Origin of the sequence: Pseudomonas typographi (assembly GCF_014694385.1) — a bacterium.
In the GTDB taxonomy this organism is placed as follows: domain Bacteria; phylum Pseudomonadota; class Gammaproteobacteria; order Pseudomonadales; family Pseudomonadaceae; genus Aquipseudomonas; species Aquipseudomonas typographi.
In genome coordinates this window covers 20,898-37,193 of the sequence record NZ_JAAOCA010000012.1, presented here as the reverse complement: position 1 = coordinate 37,193, position 16,296 = coordinate 20,898, and the positions used below count along the sequence as shown (strand labels likewise).

The 16,296-nt window shown below is 64.0% G+C and carries 12 protein-coding genes; 5 read left to right on the top strand and 7 right to left on the bottom strand.

Annotated elements, in window-relative coordinates; all coding sequences use genetic code 11:
- The first annotated feature begins 17 nt into the window (after window positions 1-17).
- The 5 genes from HAQ05_RS11085 (at window position 18) to HAQ05_RS11065 (ending at window position 9,223) form a co-directional block, all read left to right on the top strand.
- Window positions 18-1,247 carry an MdtA/MuxA family multidrug efflux RND transporter periplasmic adaptor subunit gene (locus HAQ05_RS11085; protein WP_190420386.1) on the top strand — a complete coding sequence of 410 codons (1,230 nt, stop codon included), beginning with the start codon at window positions 18-20 and terminating at the stop codon, window positions 1,245-1,247.
- The gene (locus HAQ05_RS11080; RefSeq protein ID WP_190420383.1) at window positions 1,244-4,435 is read left to right on the top strand and encodes an efflux RND transporter permease subunit; all 3,192 of its coding nucleotides are present in this window, start codon (window positions 1,244-1,246) and stop codon (window positions 4,433-4,435) included. The genes HAQ05_RS11085 and HAQ05_RS11080 overlap by 4 nt, the downstream gene beginning before the upstream one ends.
- Window positions 4,432-7,530, top strand: coding sequence for an efflux RND transporter permease subunit (locus tag HAQ05_RS11075; RefSeq protein WP_190420381.1), 3,099 nt, complete (start codon window positions 4,432-4,434; stop codon window positions 7,528-7,530). The genes HAQ05_RS11080 and HAQ05_RS11075 overlap by 4 nt, the downstream gene beginning before the upstream one ends.
- A 4-nt stretch (window positions 7,531-7,534) precedes the next feature.
- On the top strand, window positions 7,535-8,971 hold the full coding sequence (locus HAQ05_RS11070; RefSeq protein ID WP_190420379.1) for an efflux transporter outer membrane subunit: 1,437 nt from the start codon (window positions 7,535-7,537) through the stop codon (window positions 8,969-8,971).
- Between the two features lie 90 nt (window positions 8,972-9,061).
- The gene (locus tag HAQ05_RS11065; RefSeq protein ID WP_190420377.1) at window positions 9,062-9,223 is read left to right on the top strand and encodes a hypothetical protein; all 162 of its coding nucleotides are present in this window, start codon (window positions 9,062-9,064) and stop codon (window positions 9,221-9,223) included.
- Here HAQ05_RS11065 and HAQ05_RS11060 read toward each other — a convergent pair.
- From HAQ05_RS11060 to HAQ05_RS11030, 7 genes are all read right to left on the bottom strand, one after another.
- A complete protein-coding gene (locus tag HAQ05_RS11060; protein WP_190420374.1) occupies window positions 9,211-9,447 on the bottom strand; it encodes a hypothetical protein in 237 nt (78 codons plus the stop codon). The two genes, HAQ05_RS11065 and HAQ05_RS11060, sit on opposite strands and share 13 nt — an antisense overlap.
- Before the next feature lie 500 nt (window positions 9,448-9,947).
- Window positions 9,948-10,478, bottom strand: a complete 531-nt coding sequence (gene gloA, locus HAQ05_RS11055) for a lactoylglutathione lyase (protein ID WP_190420372.1) — start codon at window positions 10,476-10,478, stop codon at window positions 9,948-9,950.
- A gap of 161 nt (window positions 10,479-10,639) precedes the next feature.
- Window positions 10,640-11,002, bottom strand: a complete 363-nt coding sequence (locus tag HAQ05_RS11050; protein WP_190420371.1) for a histone-like nucleoid-structuring protein, MvaT/MvaU family — start codon at window positions 11,000-11,002, stop codon at window positions 10,640-10,642.
- A gap of 148 nt (window positions 11,003-11,150) precedes the next feature.
- The gene (locus HAQ05_RS11045; RefSeq protein ID WP_190420369.1) at window positions 11,151-12,083 is read right to left on the bottom strand and encodes a carbohydrate kinase family protein; all 933 of its coding nucleotides are present in this window, start codon (window positions 12,081-12,083) and stop codon (window positions 11,151-11,153) included.
- A gap of 61 nt (window positions 12,084-12,144) precedes the next feature.
- A complete protein-coding gene (gene xylB, locus HAQ05_RS11040) occupies window positions 12,145-13,629 on the bottom strand; it encodes a xylulokinase (protein ID WP_190420367.1) in 1,485 nt (494 codons plus the stop codon).
- Between the two features lie 9 nt (window positions 13,630-13,638).
- Window positions 13,639-15,129, bottom strand: a complete 1,491-nt coding sequence (locus HAQ05_RS11035) for a mannitol dehydrogenase family protein (protein ID WP_338050196.1) — start codon at window positions 15,127-15,129, stop codon at window positions 13,639-13,641.
- A gap of 31 nt (window positions 15,130-15,160) precedes the next feature.
- A complete protein-coding gene (locus HAQ05_RS11030; RefSeq protein WP_190420364.1) occupies window positions 15,161-16,264 on the bottom strand; it encodes an ABC transporter ATP-binding protein in 1,104 nt (367 codons plus the stop codon).
- Window positions 16,265-16,296 lie beyond the last annotated feature (32 nt).

The window sequence follows — 16,296 nt, the reverse complement described above, 5'->3', positions numbered from 1 at the left end:
CTGTTGCTGCGGAAACTATGAGCCAGCCGACCAAGCGCCTGCTGTACATCACTCTGTCTCTCGCCGCCGCCGCCCTGTTGGGCTTTATTGCCCTTGGCCTATGGCGCGCCGCCCATCACACCGAGGTGGCTGGCGGTGGCCCGCCGGGTGGTGGCCCGCCAGGTGGGCCTGCTGGCGGCTTCCCCGGCCGGGGGGGCGCTGGCGATACGGTCACCGTGGCGGTGGGCAAGGCCACCCTGGCTGATGTGCCGGTGTACCAGCAGGCCCTGGGCACGGTGGTGGCCAACGCCTCGGTGACGGTCACCAGCCGGGTGGATGGCCAACTGATGGCGGTGTACTTCAGCGAAGGGCAAAAAGTAAAAAAGGGTCAGTTGCTGGCGCAGATCGACCCGCGCGCCTACCAGGCTACCCTGGCCCAGTACCTGGGCGACCTGGCGCAGAACCAAGCCTTGCTTAAAAGCGCCAAGCTCACCCTGGCGCGCTACAGCAGCCTCTATGCCAAGCAATCGCTGGCCAAGCAAGACCTGGACACCCAGGCTGCCGCCGTAGGCCAATACGAAGGTGCGGTGCAGGCCGACCAAGGGCAGATAGACGCCGCCCGGCTGAACCTCGAATATGCCCGCATCGTCTCGCCCATCGATGGCTACGTGGGCCTGCGCCTGGTCGACCCGGGCAACATGGTGCACAGCAGCGACACCAGCGGGATTGTCACGGTTACCCAAACCGACCCGATCGCTGTGACGTTCAGCCTGCCGCAGGCGCAGTTGGCAGCGCTATTGCCCAAGGTGCGCCAGGGCCAGGCGCTGCCGGTGCTGGCGCTGGATCAACTGCAAAACCAGACCCTCGCCCAAGGCCAGTTGAAGTTCATCAGCAACGAGATCGACACCGCCACCGGTAGCATCAAGCTCAAGGCCGAGTTCGCCAACCCGGCCGAGGCGCTGTACCCCAATCAATTCGTGAACGTAAAGTTGCAAACCGACACGCTCAAGCAAGCGGTGACCATCCCCTCGGCAGCGGTGCAATTAAGCAGTGATGGTAGCTTCGTCTATGTGATCAAGGCCGATGGCAGCGTCGAGCGGCGCACCATCAGCACCGGGCCCAGCGCCGCCGAGCGCACGGCGGTGACCCAGGGCGTGCAGGCTGGCGAGCAGGTAGTAACCCGGGGCATCGACCACCTGCGTACCGGCATCACGGTCAAGGTCGAAGCCCAGGGCGAGGGCGAACCCGGCGCCGGGCTCGCCCCATGAACCCATCACGGCTGTTCATCCAGCGCCCGGTGGCCACGGTGTTGCTGATGCTGGCAGTGTTGTTCGCCGGTGGCGTGGCCTACCGTTTGTTGTCTACCTCGGCCTTGCCGGAGGTGGATTACCCGACCATTCAGGTCACTACCCTGTACCCCGGGGCCAGTTCCAATGTGCTGGCAACCTCGGTGACCGCGCCCCTGGAACGGCAATTGGGGCAAATGGCCGGGCTTGAGCAGATGTACTCCACCAGCTCTGCCGGGGCGTCGGTGATTACCCTGAAGTTCGTCCTCAGCCTGTCGCTGGATGAGGCCGAGCAGGAAGTGCAAGCGGCCATCAACGCCGCCGACAGCCTGCTGCCCAACGACCTGCCCAACCCGCCCACCTACAAAAAGGTAAACCCCGCCGACACCGCGGTGATCAGCTTGGCGGCCACTTCCAGCACGCTACCCCTGACCCAGGTGCAAGACCTGATCAATACCCGCATCGCCCTGAAGCTCTCGCAGATCAGCGGGGTAGGGCTGGTATCGTTGGCCGGCGGCCAGCAGCCCGCGGTGCGCATCGACGCCGACCCGGCCGCGCTGGCCGCCCACGGCCTCACCCTTGAAGACCTTTACGACACCATCAATGCCGCCAACGTCAATGGCTCCAAGGGCGGCTTCGACGGCCCGGCGCATTCGATCACCATCGATGCCAACGACCAGTTGCGCAGTGCTCAGCAGTATGGCGAGTTGGTGCTCAAGTACGAAAACGGCGCGGCGCTGCGGGTCAGTGATGTCGCCAGTAGCAGCGACGGCGCCGAGAACGCCTACCTGCAGGCCAGCGCCAACGGCGCGCCGGCTATTTTGATCAACGTGCAGCGCCAGCCAGGCGCCAACGTGATCCAGGTGGTCGACAGCCTCAAGGCGCAATTACCCGCGTTGCAGGCGGCGCTGCCGGATACGATCACGCTGACGATACTTTCCGATCGCACCCAAACCATCCGCGCCTCGGTGCACGACGTGCAGGTCGAACTGTTGCTGTCGATCGGCCTGGTGGTGCTGGTAACGTTCCTGTTCCTGGGCAACTTCACCGCCACCTTGATCCCCAGCGTCGCGGTGCCGTTGTCGCTGGTGGGCACCTTTGGGGTGATGTACCTGGCCGGCTTCAGCCTGAACAACCTCAGCCTGATGGCATTGACCGTGGCCACCGGCTTTGTGATCGACGATGCCATCGTGGTGGTGGAGAACATCTCTCGCCACCTGGAACAGGGCAAAACACCGATGCAGGCGGCGCTGGAGGGGGCCGGGGAGGTGGCCTTCACCATCATCTCGTTGACGTTCTCGCTGGTGGCGGTGTTGATACCGCTGCTGTTCATGGGCGATGTGGTCGGGCGGCTGTTCCGTGAATTCGCCATCACCCTGGCGGTGGCCATTGGCGTGTCTATGCTGATTTCGCTGAGCTTGACGCCCATGCTCTGCGCGCACCTGCTGCGCCACGTGCCGGCGCAGGAGCAGAGCCGCTTCGCGCGCTGGGGCGAGCACCAATTCGAGCGCTTGGTCGGCGCCTATGACCGGGGGCTTGGCTGGGTGCTCGGGCATCAGACGCTGACCCTGCTGGTGGCATTGGCGACGTTCGTGCTCACCGCAGTGCTGTACCTGGCGATGCCCAAGGGGTTCTTCCCACTGCAAGACACCGGCATGATCCAGGGCTTTACCCGCGCCTCCCAGGATGTGTCGTTCAACGAAATGGTTCGCCGCCAAGCGGCCATGGCCAAGCTCGTGCTGCAAGACCCAGCCGTGGAGTCAGTGGCCTCGACCCTCGGCGTAGACGGCAACAATGCCTCGCTCAACAACGGCCGCTTGCAGATCCAGCTCAAGCCCTTTGAAGCGCGCAGCGACACCGCCAGCGCGGTGATCAACCGCTTGGCCAAGGCCAGCCAAAGCGTGGCCGGCATGCAACTGAACATGGTGCCGGCGCAAGACCTGACCGTCGACGACCAGCTCACCCCAAGCCAGTACCAGTTCACCCTGGATGACGCCGACAGCGCCAACCTCAGCGCATTGTTGCCCAAGCTGATGGAAAAGTTGCAGCAGCGCCCGGAATTGTCGGATGTGATCGACAACCTCGAAGACCAGGGCTTGGTCGCTTACGTCGACCTTGACCGCCAAGCCGCGGCGCGCTACGGCATCACCGCCGAAGACGTCGACACGGCGCTGTACAACGCCTTCGGGCAACGGCTGATTTCAACGATTTTCACCCAGGCCAACCAATACCGCGTGGTGCTGCAGGTGCCTGGCCGCTACCAGCAGTCGATGCAGGCGTTCGAGCACATCTACCTGGCCGCCAGCAGCTCGGCCACTACCGCCGGCAGCAGCACATCGAGCGCGTCAAGCACATCGAGCACGTCAAGCACATCGAGCACATCGAGCACATCGAGCACTTCGGCCAGCACCCCGCAGATGGTGCGCCTGGCCAACATCGCCCGCATCAGCCAGCGCACCGGCGCCTTGAGCCTGAGCCGTTTGGGGCAATTTCCGGCGGTCACCGTGTCGTTCAACCTGGCCAAGGGTTATGCGCTGGAGCAGGCGCAGCAGGCCATCGCCGCGGTGATGCAACAGGTGCAGGCCCCGGCATCGGTGACGTTACGCTACCAGGGCGCGGCTGCGGCGTTCCAGCAAGCATCGGCCAACACCCTGTGGCTGATCTTGGCGGCGGTGCTGACCATGTACATCGTGCTCGGTGTGCTTTATGAGAGCTACATCCACCCCTTGACCATTCTCTCGACCTTGCCCTCGGCGGCCATCGGTGCATTGCTGGCGTTGATCGTGACCGGTAACGATTTCAGCCTGATTGCCTTGATCGGGGTGATTCTGCTGATTGGCATCGTCAAGAAAAACGCCATCATGATGGTCGACTTCGCCCTCGACGGCCGCCAGCAAGGCCTCGACCCGCAAGCGGCAATCCACCGCGCCTGCCTGCTGCGCTTGCGGCCGATCTTGATGACCACCTTCGCCGCCTTGCTGGGTGCCTTGCCGCTGATGTTCGCCGATGGCGCCGGTGCCGAACTGCGCCGGCCGCTGGGGCTGGTGATTGTGGGCGGCTTATTGATTAGCCAAGTGCTGACGCTGTTCACCACACCGGTGATTTACCTGATGTTCGACGGCCTGGCTGATCGGCTCGAGGCCCGCTTGGGAGGCAAGGCGGCCCGATGAACCTCAGCCGGCTGTTCATCGCCCGCCCTGTCGCCTGCGTGCTGCTGACCCTGGCCACGCTGTTGCTCGGTGGCCTGGGCTACAGCCTGCTACCGGTGGCACCGTTGCCCCAGGTGGACTTTCCCACGGTAATGGTCGAAGCAAGCCTGGCCGGCGCCAGCCCGGAAACCATGGCCGCCACTATCGCCACGCCGCTGGAGCGTGCCTTGGGGCAAATCGCCGGGGTCACCGAGATGACCTCCAGCAGTTCCCAGGGCTCGACCAACATCGTGTTGCAATTCGACCTGAACCGCGACATCAACGGCGCGGCGCGAGACGTGCAAGCGGCGATCAACGCCGCGCGCAGCCTGCTGCCCAGTAGCATGAAGTCGTTACCCACCTACCGTAAGGCCAACCCCTCCGACGGCCCGGTGCTGATGCTGGCGCTCACCTCCAGCACCCGTGGCGCCGGCGAGCTGTACGACTTGGCCTCCAGCGTGCTGCAACAAAAAATCGCCCAGGTCCAGGGGGTGGGCCAGGTGTCGGTGCGTGGTGGTTCGTTGCCGGCGGTGCGGGTAGACCTGCAACCGCAGCAACTGGCCCATGCCGGTATCTCGCTCGACAGCGTGCGCCAGGCGATCAACAGCGCCACCGGTAACAAACCCCTGGGCCTGTTGCAGGGGCAAGGGCAGAACTGGCTGATCGATGGCAACCAGCAATTGGAAACCGCCAAGGACTACCGCGGCCTGTTGGTGGGCTACAGCGCCGGCAACGCTGTACGGCTGCAGGACGTGGCCAATGTGTACGACGCCGTCGAAGACGTGTACGTCAGCGGTTATTACAACGGCCAACCGTCAGTGACCCTGGGCGTGACCCGCTCGGCCGGTGCCAACATGCTCGACACCATTGATGCAGTCACGGCGCTGATGCCGCAGCTACAGGCCATGCTGCCCGGTGACGTGCAACTGGTGAAAGTGATCGATCGCTCGCCGACCATCCGTGCATCGCTGCATGACACCGAAGTGACGCTGCTGATCGCCGTGCTGCTGGTGGTGGCGGTGGTGTTCGTGTTTCTGCGCAATGTACGCGCCACGTTGATCCCGGCGGTGGCCTTACCGGTGTCGTTGGTGGGCACGTGCGCGGTGATGTACGTGCTGGGCTACAGCCTGGACAACCTCTCGTTGATGGCGCTGATCATCGCCACCGGCTTCGTGGTGGACGACGCCATCGTGGTGCTGGAGAACATCGCCCGCTATCAGGAGCAGGGCATGCGGCCGCTGCGCGCAGCGCTCAAGGGCGCCCAGGAGGTGGGGTTCACCGTGCTGTCGATGACCCTGTCGCTGGTGGCAGTGTTCATTCCCTTGCTGCTGCTGGGGGGCATCGTTGGCCGGTTGTTTCGTGAGTTCGCCGTGACCCTGAGCGTGGCGCTGTTACTGTCGATGTTGGTGTCGTTGAGCGTGACGCCGGTGCTGTGCGTGGCATTCTTGCGCCCTGCGCAGCGCAGCGGTCAGGCCCCTGCGATCTACCGCATCATCGAGCGCGGCTTGGGTGCACTGCAGCAAGGGTACATGGCCGGCCTGGCCCGGGTGCTGCGCCACCGGTTACTGACCCTGGGTGGCTGGCTGCTGACGCTGCTATTGACCGTGTACCTGTACACGATGGTGCCCAAGGGGTTCTTTCCGGCGCAAGACACCGGCGTGCTGATGGGCGCCATCCGCGCGGACCAGAACATTTCTTACCAGGCCCTGCGCCCTTACCTGCTGAGTATCGCCCAAAAGATGGCGAAAGAACCGGACGTGGCGGCGGTGATGGCCTCCACCGGCAGCGGCATGGCCGGCTCGCGCAACACTGCGCAGTTGTTCATACGCCTCAAAGATTACAGCGAACGCAAAGACAGCGCCCAGGTGATCGCCAACCGCCTGAGCAAAACCTACAGCAACCACGCCGGCATCCAGGTCTTCAGCATGCCGATCGAAGACCTGCACATCGGCGGGCGCAGCGCCAATGCCAGCTACCAGTTCAGCCTGCAGGCCGATGACCTGGCGCTGTTGCGTACCTGGGCACCAAAGGTGCAACAGGCGCTGCAGCGCCTGCCCCAGCTGACCGGGGTGGATTCCGACGCCCAGGCCGGTGGCCAGCAGGTAATGCTGACCGTCGACCGCGCCGCCGCCCAGCGTTTGGGTGTGACGGTAGACGACGTCGACACGCTGCTGAACAATGCCTTCAGCCAGCGCAATGTGGCTACGGTGTATCGCACCCTTAACCAGTATTACGTGGTGATGGGCTTGGCCAGCGACTACACCCAAGGCCCGGAGGTGCTCGACCAGCTTTATGTGGTCAGCACCGCTGGTGCGCAAGTGCCACTGTCGGCCTTCACCCACTTCGGCCCCTCCGAAGGGCCGTTGGCGGTGGCCCACCAAGGCCAGGCGGCGACCACTACCCTGGCGTTCAACCTCGCCGATGGCGTGGTGCTGGCAGACGCGCAACAGGCGATCAAGCAAGCACTGGCTGACATCGGCCTGCCCAGCAACGTGCACGGTACTTATTCGGGCACCGCCCAGGCCACCGAGCAATTGGCGCAAAGCATGCCGTGGTTGATTCTCGCGGCGCTGGTGGCGGTGTATATCGTGCTGGGTGTGTTGTACGAGAGCTACGTGCACCCGCTGACCATTCTCACCACCTTGCCGTCTGCCGGGGTCGGGGCCCTGTTGTTGCTGCACATCACCGGCATGCAACTGACGGTGATTGCCTTGATCGGCATCTTGCTGTTGATCGGCATCGTCAAGAAGAACGCGATCATGCTCATCGACTTCGCCCTGATCGCTGAGCGTGAGCACGGCATGGCGCCCGAGCAGGCGATCATCGAAGCGTGCCGCATGCGCTTGCGGCCGATCTTGATGACCACCTTGGCGGCGTTCTTTGGCGCTTTACCGTTGGCCATCGCCCACGGCGGTGACGCCGATTTACGCCGCCCGCTGGGTGTGGCCATTTGCGGCGGCCTTGCACTGAGCCAGTTGTTGACGCTATTCACCACACCAGTGGTGTACCTGTATTTCGACCGGATGAGCCGGGCCACCCGGCGCCTCTGGAATTCCCGCTTCCGCCGCCAGGGTTGATGCCATGCTGTCGTTACGCTGTTCAACGTTCACCCCGACCTTGCTGGCCCTGGCCGTACTCAGCGGCTGCAGCGTGGGCCCGGATTACCAGCGCCCCGATGCCGCTGTGCCGCAGGTGTTCAAGGAGGCCGCCGGTTGGAAGCCCGCCAGCCCCGACGACGACGCCACCCGCGGCCCCTGGTGGCAGGTGTACCAAGACCCCACCCTGGCGGCGTTGTTGGCGCAGGTAAGCCTGAACAACCAGAACGTCGCCAGCTACGCCGCCCAATACCGCCAGGCCTTGGCGCTGGTGCGGGGGTCGCAGGCCGACCGGCTGCCCACCCTGGCGGCCACTGTTGACAGCACCCGCAGCCAAACCGGCAGCGGCACCGCCAGTACCTATTCAAATGGCACCGGCGGGGGTAGCCAGGGCGCGGTCAACAACAGCCACAGCGCCACCCTCAGTTTGAGCTGGGAGGCCGACCTGTGGGGCAAGCTGCGCCGTACGCTCGAAGAAAACCGCGCCAGCGCCGACGCCAGCGCCGCCGAGTTGGCCTCGGCCACGCTCAGTGCGCAGGCGCAATTGGCCCAGGATTATTTCCAATTGCGCCTGCTCGACCAGCAAATGGCGCTGTACCGTGAAACGGTGCGCACCTACCAGCGTTATGTGGACGTAACCCGCGACAAATACGAGGCCGAGCTGTCGACCCGCGCCGACCTCGCCCAGGCCCAGACCCAACTTGAAGGCGCCCAGGCATCGTTGCTCGAAGCGCAGTGGCAGCGCGCCCAATACGAACATGCGCTCGCCTTGTTGGTCGGCAAGGCACCGGCCGACTTCAGCTTGGCCGAAGACGCCCAGTGGCAGTACCGCGTGCCCGCCATCCCGGTCGGCCTGCCCAGCCGCTTGCTGGAACGGCGCCCCGACATCGCTGCCGCTGAGCGCCAAGTGGCGGCCGCCAATGCCGCGGTGGGTGTTGCCACCGCAGCGTATTACCCGGACCTCACCCTCAGCGCCAGCGGCGGCTACCAGGGCTCGGTATTCAGCCACCTGGTGAACGTGCCCAACCGCTTCTGGTCGATCGGCCCCTCGCTAACCGGCACGCTGCTGGATTTCGGCGCCACCCGCGCCAGCGTCGAGCAGGCCCAGGCGGCCTATGACGCCCAGGTAGCGACTTATCGGCAAACCGTGCTCACAGGCTTAGGCGAGGTGGAGGACTACCTGGTGCAATTGCGCACCCAGGCACCGGAAATCGACGTGCGCCAGCGCCAGGTGGCGGCGGCGGAAGAATCGGCGCGGGTCACCCTCGACCAATACGAGGCGGGGAAAATCGATTACCTGGACGTGGCCACCACCCAGGCCACCCTGCTCAACGCCCGGCAAAGCCTATTGACCCTGGTGAGCACGCAAATGGTGACCAGTGTGGAATTGATCGCGGCGTTGGGTGGCGGCTGGGGCGAGTGAACAGCCTGTGGGGCACCTACTATCGGGGCGATGCGTATCAGCAGGCGCCGGAACGTTTGAGGGCATGTTTCCCTCATCGATTTGCTACAGATGGAGATCGTGGCCGGCAAGCGGGAGTTTTCTACCCTAGGCACGGCGCTTGCCCAGCCGGTGGTCGTGGGCAATTACCCGCGTGTCCACGCCGATAGCCGGCGCCTCGGAACGGTAATCAGTGAAGAAGCTGCGGCCATCAAAGCTCGTTATCCCAATTGAAACAGGCGAACGACAAAGCCCTGGAAGCCGCTCGGCAAGCCGACCAGCAAAGGCGGGCGCGTGAACAGGCCGCCATGGCTGGAAGAGAGCAGCGTACACACGCCTTGGTCAGCGCAATTGTGACCACCGGGATGGCGTTTCAAGCCGTTGCCGCACAAAACAGCATACGGCGCAACGAAGCAGAGGCTGACCGACAAGCAATGCTGATGGCTGGAAAGCTTCAACGATAAGACCAAGCTGCGGCAGCACGTGGAGGCGCCCGGCAACGCGAGCGAAATGCCGGCTTCGCGGCCTATGCAGCGGGAGCGGCAACCGAACGGAGGACGGGTAAACCCGCCTATGCTGCCGCGCCTTACCCAGACCTATCTCAGCCCTTTAACCTACAACAAGCCCGCCATGCACGAAAAGTATTCGATATTGAGCGTAGATTGCACAACCTCCGCCACGACACCCCATCGGTATCGCCCGCTGCATCAACATCGAGCTTGGCCAGGCGATTAGAAGCGGCAAACCTGATAGGCTTACCGGCACTCGGTTCGCAATCCAGTTTGGTAGCGCTGCAGGGCGATCGGCGCCACGAGGCGAACACTAGCGCTAAAAAGCGTGTGAAATAGCTAGGGATTGAACCTGGATGAGCCTTCCAGTAGCAGCCAGCGATGCCGAATAAAAGGCCCGCCTGTGCCCCGGAAGGCCATTCGCTAGCCCACCAAGGGCGGGGGGCTAATTATGCACCCGCCACTGGCGTCGGCTGGATGATCTCCACCCAATACCCGTCTGGGTCTTTGATAAAGGCCAGGCTTTTCATGCGGCCGTCGGCCAGGCGCTTTTGGAACTCCACACCCAGTTCTTCGAAGCGTGCGCAAGCCGCGTGGATGTCTGGCACCGACACGCAGATATGGCCAAAACCGCGCGGCTCGGTGTTGCCGTTGTGGTAGGCGAAGCCCTCGTCGTTTTCCGTGCCATAGTTGTGCGTGAGTTCAAGAATGCCCGGTATGGCTTTCATCCACTGGTTGCGCGCGGCATCGCCCTCGGGAATCTGGGTTTTATCGACCAACGCCAGAAAGTACAGGCTGAAGGCCGCATCGGGGAAGTCGCGTTTTTCAACCAAGCTAAAACCCAACACACGGGTGTAGAAGTCCAGCGAGCGGGTAATGTCTTTTACCCGTAGCATGGTGTGGTTGAACACGAAGTGTTGGGTGGCGCTATCCGGTACAGCGGTAACGCCCGGCAGGTTGTTCAGCGCATGAAGGCTCATGTGAACTCCGGTCAGGGTCGGGAATGTAGGGGGAAACAACGAGATTTAAAAAATAAGAAGCCCGCCGAAGCGGGCATATGGGGCGCTGGTCCTTCAGCAGATTTCATCCTGCACCGCAGGCCGTGAAAAATCTGTGAAAGGCCGCGCCGCCGGCCAACGCCTCAGCCGCGCACCCAGCTTTCGACGGTGGCCGCGCCATATTCGGCCTTCCACGCCTTCAGGCCACGGTGGTTGCCGCCCTTGGTTTCGATCAATTCGCCGGTGTGGGGGTTCTCGTACACCTTGACCACGCGCGGCTTGCGCGTTTGCTTGGGCGCCGCCACGGGTTTGCTCGATACCTTGCCCGGGTCGAGGATGGCGATTACCTCGCGCAGGCTCTTGCCGTAATGGTCCATCAGCTTTTTGAGCTTTTCCTCGAATTCGATTTCCTTTTTAAGGCCCGCGTCGTTTTTCAGCGCTTCCAACTGGGCAAGTTGTTCTTGAAGTGCTTTTTCCGCGGCGCGGAATTCGGCGAGTCTGGACATGATGAGGCTCCGGCTAATAGGTGGATTTGCCCGATAGAATAGTATCTCGCGGGCAATCCGACAATATTTGTTAACCGGGTCAATGGAACTGGCAGCCTCGCTAAGCGCCTTGGTGCAAGGCCTGCGCTGGGCCGAAAGTACAAAAAAGTTAAAGCTCGGCGCGGCGCGGAAGATCCGGCCCGGTGCGGCTGCAGGTGATCGCCGCAGCACGCACGCAGAACTGTAAAAGTTGCTGCAGTTGCCCCGCCTGCAATTGTTGCAAACCGTTAGGGCTGTCCAGCCCTTGTTCGGCCAGCCAAGCCAGTAATGCGGCTTGGAACGTGTCGCCGGCGCCCACCGTGTCGGCGATATTCACGGCGCTGGCGGTTTCGCTGAAGCGCCCGAACGTGCGGCTGAACACTTCGGCGCCGTCGCCACCGTGGGTCACGAATACCAATTGGCAGCGCCCACCGAGCCAGCGCTCGGCGATGCTCGCTGGGCTTTGGCCGGGGTAGAGCAGGTGCAGGTCTTCATCGCTGACCTTGATCACGTGCGCCTGGCTGGCCAGGGGCTCGATGCGCGCGCGCCAGGTGTCGATGCTGGGGGCCGGGTTCAGCCGCACGTTCGGGTCGAGGCTGATCAACCGCCGCTCGGCCTCGCGTGCAACCAGTGCAGCCAAGGCCGTGGCGATTGGCTCGACCACCAGCGAGAAAGACCCCACGTGCAGGCCGCGAACGTCATCACCCAGCGCCGGCAGGCTGGCTTGGGTGATCTGCCGGTCGGCGCAGCCTTCGCCACGAAAGCTGTATTGCGGTGAGCCGTCGGCGCCCAGCGCCACCATCGCCAGCGTGGTCGGGGCGTCGAAGCGCTGCACGTAGCGTTCGCTCACGCCCTCAGCCTCGAGTAGGCCGGCCAGGCGCTGGCCCAGGTAATCCGTGGAGAGCCCTGCCAACAGGCCGCTGGCGGTGCCTAGGCGCGCCAAGCCAATGGCGACGTTGAACGGCGAGCCACCGGCCACGGCCTGGTAACTGACGTGGGCCAGGTCGCCGGTGTCCGGCTCGGAGAAAAAATCGAACAGCGCTTCGCCGCAGACGAGGTACATGGGTGGCTCCTGGAACGCTTTGGATCTGGGTGTGGGTGGCTTGAGGGGGCAGGGCGGCAGCTTAGCCGTTTTCGGTGGCCAGCACCTGCTGGCGATAATGTGCGTAGACCTGTTCATAGGCCACAACGTTTGCGGCGTTGGGTTCGGCGCGGCTGGTCGCATCGAGCCGTACGCAGCGCTCGCACAGTTGGCCCAGCAGGGTTGCGCCCCCGCCGCCGGCACACCAGGCTGCCTGGATGGCCGCGCCCAGGGCGGCGGCTTCGGGCTGTTCGGCGCACACCACCGGGGTGGCCATGATGTCGGCGACGATCTGCCGCCACACCGGGCTTTTTGCGCCGCCGCCGATCAGCCGGATGCCATCGCTGGGCAAGCCGCCCTCGCGCAGCAGGTCCAGGCCATAGCGCAGGCCGAAGGTGGTGCCTTCGACCACCGCGCGGCACAGGTTGGCGCGGTTCAGGTTGGTGCTGGTCAGGCCGTGCACGCTGCCCGTGGCATGGGGCAGGGGCGGCACCCGTTCACCGTTGAGAAACGGCAGCACCAGTACGCCGTCGGCCCCGATCGGCGCGGCGGCCACGTGCTCGTTGAAGGCCGGCAGGTCCAGTTGAAGCAATGCGCGCACCGCGCCCGTGGCGTTGGTCAGGTTCATGGTGCAGATCAGCGGCAACCAGCCGCCGCTGGATGAGCAAAAGGTCGCGACCGCCGGCGCTTCACTCACCTGGGGTTGGCCTACGTAGGCGTACACGGTGCCCGAAGAGCCTAAACTCATGGTGACCACCCCAGCGGTGATGTTACCAGTGCCGATCGCGCCCATCATGTTGTCGCCGCCGCCGCTGGCCACCTGGGCGTGCGGGTTCAGCCCCAGGCGCCGGGCCACGTCCGGGCGCAGGCGGCCTACGCTTTCGTCTGGGCCGAGCAAGCGCGGCAATGCCGCTTCCAGCCGGCCGCTGGGGTCGATGTGGCGCAGCAGGGCCCGGTCCCATTGGCGCGTGCGCACGTTGAAATAGCCGGTGCCGGAGGCATCGCCGTATTCGCTGCAGTGCTGGCCGGTGAGCCAGTGGTTGAGGTAGTCGTGGGGCAGCAAGATCGAAGCCACCTGCTCGAACAATTCAGGGAATTGTTCTTTGCTCCACAACAGCTTAGACACCGTATAGCCTGGGGCGATCGCCACCCCCAGGCGCTCCAGCGAGCCCGGCACGCCGCCCAGGTGTTCGAGCAGGCGGTCGTTCTCTGGGGTGGTTTCGGTGTCGCACCACAACTTGGCCGGGCGCAGCACGTGGCCTTGGCCATCGAGCATCACCAGCCCATGCTGCTGGCCGGACACCCCGATGCCCAGCACTTGCTCGCCATGGGCACCGGCGGTGGCCAAGGCCTGAGCGGTCGCCTGTTCGACGGCGGCGACCCACTGCGCCGGGTCTTGCTCGCGGCGGCCGTTCGGCCCGCTGATCATGCTGTGCGGTGCCGAGCCCAGGCCTAACACCTGGCCGGTGTCTGCGTCGAGCAGCAGGGCCTTGGTGCCTTGGGTGCCGCAATCGATGCCCAGATACATGGCGCCTCCTCAGGGTTTGCCCAACAGGGCGGTGAGTGTACCGGTCACGCCGAGTGTACGCAGGTTGTGCAGTTGGCGTTCGAAGGCTTCGACGAACGCAGCCGAGGCTGGGATGTGCTGGCCAAAGATTTCCTCAACACCCAGCAGGCGGCCGGTCAAGCCCTCGTCACTGGCCACCAGGGCTTGGCAAAACGCGGCGCGCGGGTCGGGGATGCGGTACGTGGCGCCGGTTTCGTCGGTACCCTTCAAGTACAGCGCCCAGGCGGCCACTACCAGCGCGGCGCGGTCGAGCTCGCCGCCGCTGGCGATCAACTGGTTAAGGGTGGGCACGGTGAACTTGGGGAATTTCGACGAGCCGTCGGAACACACCCGTTCCAGTTGGTCGGCAATCGCTTGGTTGGAAAACCGCTCGATCAGCTTGGCCTTGTAGGCCACCAGGTCGATGCCCGGCACCGGTGCCAGTTGCGGCGTCACGTCGCGGTCCATGTACGTCTGGATGTACTCGACGAACAACGGGTCGTTCATGGTTTGGTGAACGAAGCGGTAACCCTTGAGAAAACCGAGGTAGGTCAGGGCCAGGTGGCTGCCGTTGAGCAGCTTGATTTTCATATCTTCGTAGGGGGTCACGTCTTCGGTGAACTGTACGCCAACGTTTTCCCAGGCCGGGCGGCCAGCACTGAACCTGTCTTCTAGCACCCACTGCACGAACGGCTCGCACACCACCGGCCAGTGGTCGTCCACGCCCTGTTGCTCCAGCAATTGCTGGCGGTGCGCGGCGCTGGTCATAGGCGTAATGCGGTCGACCATGGCATTGGGAAAGCTCACGTGCTCGGCGATCCAACCGTGCAGCCCGGCGCCGTAGGCATCGCCGGCCAGGGCGGCGAAGGCGAGCAACGCCTTGCGGGCCACCTGGCCGTTGTGCGGCAGGTTATCGCAGCTCATCACCGTGAACGGCTTGATGCCGGCTTGGCGGCGGCGCTCAAGGGCCGCGCAAAAAAAGCCGAACACGGTTTTGGGGGCTTCGGGGTGGGCCAGGTCGTGCTGCACCTGCGGCAAGTGGGCCATGAACTGGCCCGTGCTGTCGTCGATGCAATAGCCGCCTTCGGTGATGGTCAGCGAGGCGATGCGGATGTTCGGTTCGGCGAGCTTGGCGATCAGCGCCTGGGGGTCGTCTTCGGCGAGCAGCATTTGCTGCATCGACCCGATCACCCGCACCTCGGTGTCGGGGGTGTCGCCCAACTCGAACAGGGTGAACAGGTAATCCTGCGCTTTCAGGTCGTCGCGGGCCTTGCGGTCTTCGGCACGCAGCCCGGCACCACAAATGGCCCAGTCCAGCGCCTGGCCTTGATTCATCAGGGCATCGGTGTAGAACGCTTGGTGGGCGCGGTGAAAACCGCCCACGCCGATGTGTACGATGCCTTCGCTGATGCGGCCGCGCGGATAAGCCGGGCGTTTCACGTTATCGGGCAGGTATTCGAGGTTGGCGGAGCACAGTTTGATCGGCGGTTGGCTCATGGGAACTCCAGGGCGGTCAGGCGGCGGCACGCAGCGCGTGGCTTACGGCATCGCCATTGGCATCGAACAAGTGGCAGTGCTCGGCGCCCAGGTGCAGTTGCAGGCGCTGGCCATACGGGTTATTGAGGTCGCCGCGCAGGCGCACGGTCAGTGGCTCGCCCGAATCGGCTAGCACGTGGCAGAAGGTGTCGCTGCCCAGGCGTTCGCTCACATCGGCGGTCACGCTCAGGCCCGGTTGGCCCGCGGTGGCCAGTTCCAGGTGCTCGGGGCGGATGCCCAGGGTCACTGGATCGCCGACCTTGAGCGCGGCGCTACTATGGGGCAACGCCAACTGCAGCCCGGCGTCGAGGCTGACTTCGCAGCCGCCTGTATCCACCGCGCTGACCTTGCCCTTGAGAAACGCCATTTTCGGGGTGCCGAGAAAACCCGCCACGAACAGGTTGGCCGGGTGGTGGTACAACTCCAATGGCGAGCCGACCTGCTCGATACGCCCACCATTGAGCACCACCACTTTATTGGCCAAGGTCATCGCCTCGACCTGGTCGTGGGTAACGTAAATCATGGTGGCTTGCAGCTCCTGGTGCAGGCGCGCCAATTCCAGGCGCATTTGCACGCGCAACGCGGCGTCCAGGTTAGACAGCGGCTCATCGAACAGGAAAATCTTCGGGTTACGCACGATCGCCCGGCCGATCGCCACCCGCTGGCGCTGGCCGCCAGAGAGTTGGCGCGGTTTACGATCGAGCAGGGGGGTAAGTTCGAGGATGCGCGCGGCATCATCGACCTTGCGCTGCACCTCGGCTTTGTCCCCCCCTGCCAGGTCTAGGGCGAACGACATGTTCTTGCGCACGGTCATGTGCGGGTACAGCGCATAGGTTTGAAACACCATGGCAAGGTCGCGCTTGGCCGGGCTGACCTCGGTGATATCGCGCCCGTCCAGTTCGATGTGCCCGCTGGACACATCTTCAAGCCCGGCGATCAGCCGCAGCAGGGTGGACTTACCACAGCCCGAGGGGCCGACGAACACCACGAATTCTTTGTCGAGCACTTCAAGGTCGATGCCTTTGATGATCTGCAGGCCTTCGAAGCCTTTTTTCAGGTTTTTCAGTTTCAACGTCGCCATGGCTGGCTCCTCGTTGCAATGCGTAAGGTCGG